General features: G+C 69.0%; 8 protein-coding genes and 1 pseudogene. All 9 read right to left on the minus strand.

Going from position 1 to position 9129, the window contains the following annotated elements:
• Positions 1 to 69 precede the first annotated feature (69 nt).
• Complete coding sequence (locus ACTIGN_RS10310; protein WP_439623468.1) at positions 70 to 933, minus strand: c-type cytochrome; 864 nt, start codon at positions 931 to 933, stop codon at positions 70 to 72.
• Positions 930 to 1754, minus strand: a complete 825-nt coding sequence (locus ACTIGN_RS10315; protein WP_439623470.1) for a cbb3-type cytochrome c oxidase subunit II — start codon at positions 1752 to 1754, stop codon at positions 930 to 932. The genes ACTIGN_RS10310 and ACTIGN_RS10315 overlap by 4 nt, the downstream gene beginning before the upstream one ends.
• Positions 1755 to 1917: 163 nt before the next feature.
• Entirely contained in the window at positions 1918 to 3360 is a 1443-nt protein-coding gene (locus ACTIGN_RS10320) for a cbb3-type cytochrome c oxidase subunit I (RefSeq protein ID WP_439623472.1), read from the minus strand.
• A 313-nt stretch (positions 3361 to 3673) separates the two neighbouring features.
• Positions 3674 to 3862 carry a cbb3-type cytochrome oxidase assembly protein CcoS gene (gene ccoS, locus ACTIGN_RS10325; protein ID WP_439623474.1) on the minus strand — a complete coding sequence of 63 codons (189 nt, stop codon included), beginning with the start codon at positions 3860 to 3862 and terminating at the stop codon, positions 3674 to 3676.
• A 12-nt stretch (positions 3863 to 3874) separates the two neighbouring features.
• Positions 3875 to 4234, minus strand: a complete 360-nt coding sequence (locus ACTIGN_RS10330; RefSeq protein WP_439623476.1) for a hypothetical protein — start codon at positions 4232 to 4234, stop codon at positions 3875 to 3877.
• Between the two features lie 111 nt (positions 4235 to 4345).
• A complete protein-coding gene (locus ACTIGN_RS10335; RefSeq protein ID WP_439623478.1) occupies positions 4346 to 5617 on the minus strand; it encodes a hypothetical protein in 1272 nt (423 codons plus the stop codon).
• 233 nt (positions 5618 to 5850) lie between these two features.
• Positions 5851 to 6705 (minus strand): c-type cytochrome, encoded by an 855-nt coding sequence (locus ACTIGN_RS10340; protein WP_439623480.1) that lies wholly within the window; start codon positions 6703 to 6705, stop codon positions 5851 to 5853.
• Between the two features lie 169 nt (positions 6706 to 6874).
• Positions 6875 to 7582: a DUF3341 domain-containing protein gene (locus ACTIGN_RS10345; protein ID WP_439623488.1), complete on the minus strand. Its 708-nt coding sequence runs from the start codon at positions 7580 to 7582 to the stop codon at positions 6875 to 6877.
• Positions 7562 to 8905 (minus strand): annotated as a pseudogene (gene nrfD, locus ACTIGN_RS10350) (NrfD/PsrC family molybdoenzyme membrane anchor subunit); the annotation flags it as partial. The pseudogene nrfD and the gene ACTIGN_RS10345, both read right to left, overlap by 21 nt.
• Between the last annotated feature and the right edge of the window lie 224 nt (positions 8906 to 9129).

The raw sequence follows: 9129 nt of genomic DNA on the forward strand, positions 1-9129 counted from the left end.
CGCAGCGCAACCCCTGGCTACCATCCGCCGCCCTTCCAGGGCTAACACAAAGTCCAAATTCAGATCTCGCTACTTCTTCTCGTCCTTCTTCTCCGGCGCGGCGGGCGGACCGGTGTCGCTGTAGTCGAGCGGCAGCTTCTGGAGCTCGGCCGCGCTGACCGGCTGCGTGCCGTTGGGCTTGCGCGCGCCCTCCTTCGTGCGGGCGGCGCGGACCGTCGCGGCGGTGATCGCCGGCGGCTTCCCCTTGTCGGCCGCGTTGCCCCAACTGTTGCGGACGTAGGTGAGCACCGCCGCGATCTCGTAGTCCTTCATCACGTTGCCCTGGTTGGGCATCACCGCGTTGTACGTCCGGCCCTTCACGGTCACCGGCCCGGAGAGCCCGTAGAGCACGATGCGGCACTGCCGGGCGGCCGACGCCTGGTCGCCGACGACCCACTCGGACCCGTCGAGCGGCGGGATGTTCTCGGCCGGCTTGCCCTGGCCGGTCGGCTGGTGGCACGTCGCGCACACGGCCCCGTACTTCGCCGCGCCGATCTTCATCAGCTCCTCGACCGTCTGCGGGTCCGGGTCGGGCGCGCTCGCGACCGCCGCGCCGCCGCCGTCCGGCGTGCGGAGGTCGCTGCGGTCGAACACGTCGCGGCGGAAGTCGGCCGAGCCGGTGCCGACGTAGTACCCGCCCCACGCGAGGAGCCCGCCGAACACGCACGCGACCCAGAACGGCACCGGCTCGAACCCGTCGCGGGGCTCGGCGTGCTCGCGGGCGATCACGTCGAGGAGGCGGCCGATGGTGTCCGGCCCGTCGTCCTCGGGCGGGGTGCCGTCGAACGTCAGCGAGGCGTCGTTCATCTCCGCCATGTGCTGGCGGTGGATGTCGAGGACCGACTCGGTCCCCTCGGGCGGCAGCGGGGGCTGCGGGGCGTTCGGGGTGCTCATTCCTTGGCCTCCGGGAGCGGGACCTCGGCCTTGCGGAGCGCCAGCAGGTACGCGACCAGCGCCTCGCCCTCGCCGGTGGGCACGACCTGCACGCCCTCCTCCTCCGTCGTCAGCCAGAAGTCGAGGAGCCGCTTCTTGCCCTCGGCGGTGCCCGGGTCGATGGCGGCAGTCGAGTGCGCCGGGTCGGACAGGAACCGGGCGGTGATCGCCTCGCCCTGGTCCCGCAGGATCGCGTCCCACTGGCCGGCCGACGGCCGCCACCGGTAGCCCGGGTCCACGGTCCACTCGCGGCCGAGCCGGAGCGCCCGCTCGGACCGCTCGCCGGTCACCTTCTCCTTGCGGTACAGCCACGGGAACGAGGGCATCACGCTCCAGTCGTTGAACACGCGGGGGTTGAACGTGTGGGCGTGCTGCCACGCCTCGGAGTACCGGCCGCCGACGTTGGCGAGGTCCGGGCCGGTCCGCATGGTGCCGAGCATGGTCGGGCGGTCGTGGATGTAGTCGCGGGACACGGTGCGGCGCTGGCCCCAGCCCCGCTTGATGTCGGCCCCGGTCCGCTCCTGGCCGTGCTCGTCCCACCAGTTGCCGAACTTCTCGCTGCGGACTTGTTGGCTGTGGCAGTACATGCACCCCTCGCGCTGGTACACCTTCTGCCCGGCGAGCGCGGTCCCCTGGAGCGCGACCGGGTACGGGTCGTCGCCGGCGTCCTTGCGGTACGGCTGCTCGCCGTTGAGCTGCCAGAACGGGAACAGCACGAGGCCGAGCCAGCTCGACGAGAACGTGAGCAGCGCGCCGACGAAGATGACCATCCCGCGATCCATGACCCGGTCCCCGGAATTTGATCCACAGATTACGCAGAAGACACAGATTAAAAGTCAGAGAACAGAAGTCAGAGATCAGTCCGAAACCGGGCGGTGTTGTCCTCTGTCCTCTGTCCGGAAATCTGTGTCTTCTGCGTAATCTGTGGATCGATTCTCCACTGCTTCACTGCTTCTCGACGAAGTACGTCGGGCCGCCGGTGCGCTTCCGGCCCCACCCGGCGAGGTTCATGACGAGCAGGGCGGCGAACGCCACGTGCCCGATCGTCATGAGCGTCCCGGCGATCGTGCGGCTCAGGAAGTGGGGCTTCAGGTACGTGACGATGTTGCCCCACGGCACGTCCGGGTTGTTCATCATCCGGCCCTGCCACCACCCGCCGATCGAGAGCCCGACGAAGTAGATCGTGATGCCCACCGCGGCGCACCAGAAGTGGACCCGGATGAGCCCGCTGCTGGCCCACTCGCGGCCGGTGAGCCGCGGGATCATGTAGTAGTACAGGCCGAAGTAGATCATCGACACGAACCCGTACGCGCCGAGGTGCGCGTGGGCCACGGTGTAGTGGGTGAAGTGGGCCACCTCGCTGAAGTCCTTGAGGGACTCGATGGACCCCTGGAAGCTGACCCACGTGTACGCGATCGCCCCGAACACGGTGAACCGCAGCGCCGGGCTGTACTTGAGCCGGTGGAAGTGGTTCCGCATGGTCATGTGGTGGTTGATGCCCACCGCGATGACCGGGATGAACATCATCATGCTCCCGACCGTGCTGGCGGTCGAGAGCCACGCGGGGATCGGCCCGCCGATCAGGTGGTGCATCCCGGCCCACGAGTAGAACAGGGCCAGCGCCCAGAACCCGGTGATGCTCAGGTAGTAGCTGTGGATCGGGCGGCCGATGATCTTCGGGATCAGGTAGTACGCGGTGCCCACGGCCACGGGGGTGAGCCACAGGCCGAGGAAGTTGTGGTTGAACCACCAGTTCACGATCGGCTGCACCACCCCGGTCGCCGGGCTCCAGTAGATCATGAACACGGCGACCGTGTACAGCCACGGGAACCAGAACACGGCGGCGAGGATGTACCACTGGGTGACGTACAGGTGGGGCTCGCGGCGGCGGCGGAACGTGGCCGCGACCCACGCCGAGACGATCCCCAGGCCCGCGATGAAGAACGGCGGGCAGTACGCCGGCGCGTCGAGCCACTCCACCGACTGGCCCCCGCCCAGCAGGATCCCGCACACCGCCAGCAGCGTGCCCACGTTCCACAGGGTGCCCGACACGTACAGGAGCTTCGGGTAGATCAGCTCGGTCCGGCACAGCCGGCACATCATCCACACGCACGCGCCCATCGTGACCATCGACGTCCACCCGATCGACACGGCCTGGAGGTGGGCCATGCGGGCGCGGCCGAAACTGAGTTCCGGGATGCCGGTGAGGAAGTACGGGGTGTGGAGCTTGACCGACGCGACCAGCGCGAGCGCGGACCCGACCAGGAGCCAGACCGCGGCGCTGGCGGCGAAGTACAGCACCGGCCCGCGGCACGACGCGTCGATGCCGGCGCGCTCGGCGGCGGCCCGCTCGCGGTCGAACTCGGGGGTCACGTCAGAGGGGGCCATCTCAACAGGTCTCCGGGCGGTCCGTCGTTCTCACGCGGGCAACTGGCGCGACACATCGAACTGTGGCGGGCACAGGCGGCCGCCCCTCACCCGCCGCGAAGCGCGGGGACCTCTCCCCGTAGGAACGGGGCGAGGTGTTGCCCCCGCGCCTCTCAACAGCAAACCGGTCGGGTGGGCGTGGCGTGGGACCAACCACCCCACCTCGCCCCGTTCCTACGGGGAGAGGTCGCCGCTCGGCTCTGCGAGCGGCGGGTGAGGGGCACCACCTGTTGAACTCACCAATCACGCGAACCGCTCCCTCGTTGCCCTTCGCTCACTCGGGGAAGGCGTCGGTCGGTTCGCCGATCGGCTCGTCGGGGCCGAAGATCGACGCCGCGCCGCGGTCCAGGTTGTCGAACTGGCCGTCGCGGAACGCCCACCCGAGGGCCAGCACGGTCGCGGTGCCGAACAGCACCACCGACCCGATGACTACGGCGAGCACGGTGAAGGTCGCGGGGTTCATGGCGCGCTCCGGCTACTTCTTCTTCGGGTCGGCCGCGGCCGCGGGCTGGGGCGGCTCGGGGGCGGGGAACGGCAGGCGGTCCTTCTCGCTCTTGAGCTTCCCGAGCAGCTCGCCGGTCGCCGCGGGGACCGACATCTTCGCCCCGCTGCCGGCCAGCACCGCGTCGTTCCGCGCCCGCACCTCGCGCAGCCTCGCTTCTTGGTCCGGCTTCGGTTCGGGCCGGGTGCCGTCGAGGTAGTTCGGCGACTTGTACGCCAGCACCATCAGCCCGAGGAACACGAACAGCGTCGCGAGCGTCGCGGCGACCGTGACGAACGGGAAGCCCCGGTCCCGGGGTTGGGGTGCGGCGTCGTTGTTGGTTCCAGCAGCCATCGGTCGCCCCAGGAGTCGGGAGTCGGGAGTCGGGAGTCCGGGATCAGGAACCGGAAGCGCGGGGGCCGGTGCAAAGCGGCCGGACCCCCGATTCCCGATCCCCGACTCCCGCTACGGGGTCTCGTTCTCGTACCCGATCGTTTCGTTCAGCCGGGCGTCGCGGACCGGGATCAGCGGGGCGCGCTGGAAGCCCCACACGGCCGACAGCAGCACCGCCCCGAACAGCCCGACCGGTGCGGCCACGTCGAGGTAGTGGAAGTGGACCGTGTCGGTGTGCAGCACCGGCAGCACCTGCCAGTACAGGTCGTAGGCGTGCATCACCAGGACCCAGGCGCTGATGACCGCGAGCCACCGCACGCTCCGCTTGTGCGCCCGCGGCAGGAGCATGAAGAACGGCACCACGAAGTACAGCACCGGCAGCAGGATCGACACCGGGTACCACGCCCCGTTCCGCCGCAGCAGGTAGAACTGCGTCTCCTCCGGCATGTTACCGTACCAGATCAGGAAGTACTGCGAGAAGGCGATGTAGGCCCAGAACACCGTGAACCCGAACATGATCTTCGCCACGTCGTGCAGGTGCTCGATCGTGATCGTGTGCTCCAGGTACCCGGCGCGCCGCAGGGCGAGCACGACCAGCACGCACGTCGCCAGCGACCCGCGGATGCCGCCGACCCAGAAGTACACGCCGTAGATCGTGCTGAACCACGAGTACTGCAGGCTCATCAGGTAGTCGAACGCGAAGAACGTGGCGGTGAGGCCGAGCAGCGCGACGCCCGACGGGGCCCACCACTGCATCTTACGCGTCAGGGCCGCGCCCCCGGCGGCGTCCTGTTCGAGCGACCACCGCCGCATCTTCACCGAGTACCACGCCCACACGCCGAAGTAGAGCGCGAGCCGCGCCAGCAGGAACGGCGTGGCGAAGTACAGGTGCTTGACGTGGTGCAGGTGCGCTTCCTCGCCGTGCAGCGTCGCCGGGTCGCGGTGAACGAACTCGTACCACTTGTACAACTCGCCCGAGAACACGCCGACCAGCACCGGCGCGAACAGCACCGCGAGCGGGAGGACCGCCCGGCTCATGTTCTCGAACACGCGCCGCAGCCCGGCCGACCACCCGGCGTCGGCGACGTGGTGGACCAGCACCCAGAACAGCGCGCCGAGCGCGATGTCGAGCGCGAACACGTAGCCGAACAGGTACGAGTGGTAGAACTGCCTCGGGTTCAGGAACCACCCGACGAGCAGCGCCCCGGCGGCGAAGCTGACGACCGGGATCAGCACGCGGTACGCGCCCGCGGCCTTGTCGCCGAGCGGCGCGACGGGGTCCGGCAGCCCGACCGGGTCGGCGGGCGGCAGCGGTTCGCCGTGAGTGGTGGTCGCGGTGGTCATCGGGTTCCCTGGATCGCCGCCCGTCTCGTCTGTGGTGGGGCGGGCACTCTTGCCTGCCACCTTATTCGTGCCCTCCTTCCTTGTGGGGGAGGGTGGCGAGGCTCTGCGAGCCGGGTGGGGGGAAACGCTGCACGCGCATCCTCGCTTCCCCCCCCGCCGCTCGAAGACTCGCGGCGACCTCCCCCACCAGGGGGGAGGTCAGCAATCCCGCCGCGACGGTGCGGCGTTCGTCATTACCGCCCCGCGGCGTACTGCAGCACGCGCACGTGGGCCACGATCGCCCAGCGGTCCTGCACCTTCACCTGGTGGGCGTAGGCGGGCATGTTCCGCACGCCGTTGGTGATGCTGTTGAACAACTGCCCGTCGGTCTGGGCCTGGACGTCCGGGCCGGTCAGGTTCGACGGCGCGACCGACAGCCCCTTCGCGCCGACGATGCCGTAGGCGACCTCGCCGCCCCCGCCGCGGCCGCTCGCCCCGTGGCACACGGCGCAGTGGACGCCGAACTGCTGCTGGCCGCGCTTGAGGAGCGGCTCCCACCCGCCGGCCGCCGTCACCGCCTCGGCCGGGACGTGGTTCACGAAGTACCCCTCGCCGGCGAGGACCCCGTCCTTCCAGACCGGCTTGGCGGGCACGCCGTCCTTGTCCTTCTGGTCCGGGTTGGCGACGCCGGTGAAGTACCGCGCGTCGGCCCTCAGGAAGTCCGGGTTCGGGGCTTCGTGGCGGCCGGCGTCGGCGGCGTAGTCGGTGCCGTCGAACGGGACGGTGTTCGACGGCGGGTGCCGGTTGCTGCGGCCGTCGGCGAAGAACCGGCTCTGGCCCTGGCTCGTGTACTTCGGCTGGTACTTCATGTCGAGGAACACGTGCCACGGGCGGTCGCCGCTCTTCTGGCCGCGGAACCCGAGCACCGCGACGGCGACCGCGAACGCCCCGAACAACCCGCTGAACATGTACAGGTACGACCGCACCCGCGCGAGCCGCGGGCCGCCGATCATGGCCAGCACGAGCGTGAGCAGGAACACGAGGGCCCCGGCGGCCAGGGTCAGCCCCAGCACCGAGTTCATGAACCGGTTCGCGTCGATCGTGTACATGAACAAAGTCCCCGCGCCGCTCGATCTCGTCCCTCTCCCCTTGCGGGAGAGGGTGGCCGCACTTCGCGGCCGGGTGAGGGGTGAGGGCGTCACCACCTCGGAAGGTTCCACCCCTCACCCGCTCGCAAAGCCTCGCTGCCCTCTCCCGCAAGGGGAGAGGGCGAAAGAATCATGCCTCCACCACCGCCACGTGCTTGCCGCCGAGCCCGGTCAGGAACGCTCGCGCGCCGTCGGCGCTGAACTTCGCGTCCGTCGCCTCGATCGTCAGGAAGAACCCGCCCTGCGTGCCGCGGTTGAACGTCGGGTGCCCGTCGAGCGGGTGGAAGAACCGCGGCAGCCCACACAGCCCCACGAGCGCGAACAGCGTGAAGAACCCGGCGAACAGGATCATCATCTCGAAGAAGATCGGGACGAACCCCTCCCACGACCGGTACTCCTTCCCGCCCACGATGGTCGGGTAGTAGTACACCATCAGGTAGAACTGCATGGCGACCGCGGCGGTCAGCCCCGTGAGCGCGCCGGCGAGCGTGAACAGCGGGAGCCGGCTCCGCGAGCGGCCGATCGCTTCCTTCATCCCGTGGACGTAGAACGGCGTCCAGGCGTCGACCCGCGTGTACCCCGCCGCGACGGTCGCCCTGGCGGCCGCGAGCAGGTCGGCCCCGTTCGCGAACTCGGCGACCGCGCCCCACGGCGCCCCGTTCCCGCCCGGCGTCGCGATGAACGCCGGCACCGGCACCGCACTCGGCTTCACTTCGGTCGCGGCGCGTGCGGGCGCGCCGTGCTCCGCGGCCATCGCGTGGTCCGCGGTCGGGTACTCGCCGTCGGGCCCCTTCAGGTACTTGTCGTCGGGCACCGGGTGGCCGTGCGGGTTCGCCATCGGCAGCACGCCCTTCACCTCCGCGATCGCGATCATCGGCAGGCACCGGATGAACAGCAGCGTGAGCGTGAAGAACAGCCCGAAGTCGCCGATCATCTGCAACCAGTCCACCCACGACGGGTAGAACCGGCCCCAACTCCCCGGCAGCAGGTCGTGGCTCAGCGACTGCACGATGATGACGAACCGCTCGTACCACATGCCGACGTTCACGAACGTCACCACGATGAGCACGAACCACGGCGTCTGCCGGCACCACTTGACCCAGAACACTTGCGGGACGAACAGGTTGCAGGTCATCATCGTCCAGTACGCCCAGACGTAGTCGCCGGTGAACGCGCGGTCCTTGAACGTCTGCCACTCGTAGGGGTTCCCGGAGAACCACGCGATGAACAGCTCCATGCAGTAGGCGTACCCAACCAGCGTGCCGGTCGCGAGGATGAACTTGCACATCACGTCGATGTGCTTGACCGTGACGACGTTCTCCAGCTTGAACACGGCGCGGGCCGGGATCATGCACTGGAGCACCATCGCGAACCCGCCGAAGATCGCCCCGGCCACGAAGTACGGCGGGAAGATCGTCGTGTGCCACCCCGGGATCAGCGAGGTCGCGAAGTCGAACGACACGACCGAGTGGACGCTGAGCACCAGCGGCGTGCTGAGCCCCGCGAGCATCAGGTACGCGACCTCGTAGTGCCGCCAGTGCCTCGTGCTGCCGCGCCACCCGAGCGAGAGCACGCCGAACACCACCTGCCGCAGCCGCCCCTTCGCCCGGTCGCGGAGCGTGCCCAGGTCCGGGATCAGGCCGATGTACCAGAAGATCAGCGAGACCGTGAAGTACGTCGAGACCGCGAACAGGTCCCACAGCAGCGCCGAGCGGAAGTTCTGGAAGATGTGGTTCGCGTTCGGCAGCGGGAACATGAACCACGCGTACCAGAACCGGCCGACGTGGATGCCCGGGTAGATGCCGGCGCAGATCACGGCGAAGATCGTCATCGCCTCGGCGAACCGGTTGATGCTGGTCCGCCACCGCTGCCGGAACAGGAACAGGATCGCGCTGATGAGCGTGCCGGCGTGGCCGATGCCGATCCAGAACACGAAGTTGGTGATGTCGAACGCCCAGTTCACCGGGTTGTTCGAGCCCCACACGCCGACGCCGGTCGAGATCAGGTACGTGGCCGCGATCACCCCGCCCGTCATCAGGGCGGCGGAGATGAGGAACGCGGGCCACCACCAGTACGGCTGCGGCTTCTCGGTGATCTCGCTGATCTGCTCGGACAGCGACTCGTACGTCGCCGGCCCCCACACGAGCGGGATGCGCGGCAGCGGGTCCGGGAACGCCGGCCCGTGGCTCGCGTGCGTGTCGGCGGTGTGGGTCGTTGCTGTCACGCCAGTCACCAGGAAAGACAAAAGCGAGTGATCCACAGATTACGCAGAAGACACAGATTCCAGACACAAAGGACAGAGATCACACAGCAGAGGACCAGATTAAGACTCCGATTGTCGAGTCGTTCGCCTCACGCGGGCCGCCACGGAGGGCGGCCCCGACA

The sequence above is a fragment of the Gemmata sp. genome (assembly GCF_051859125.1).
Lineage (GTDB): Bacteria > Planctomycetota > Planctomycetia > Gemmatales > Gemmataceae > Gemmata.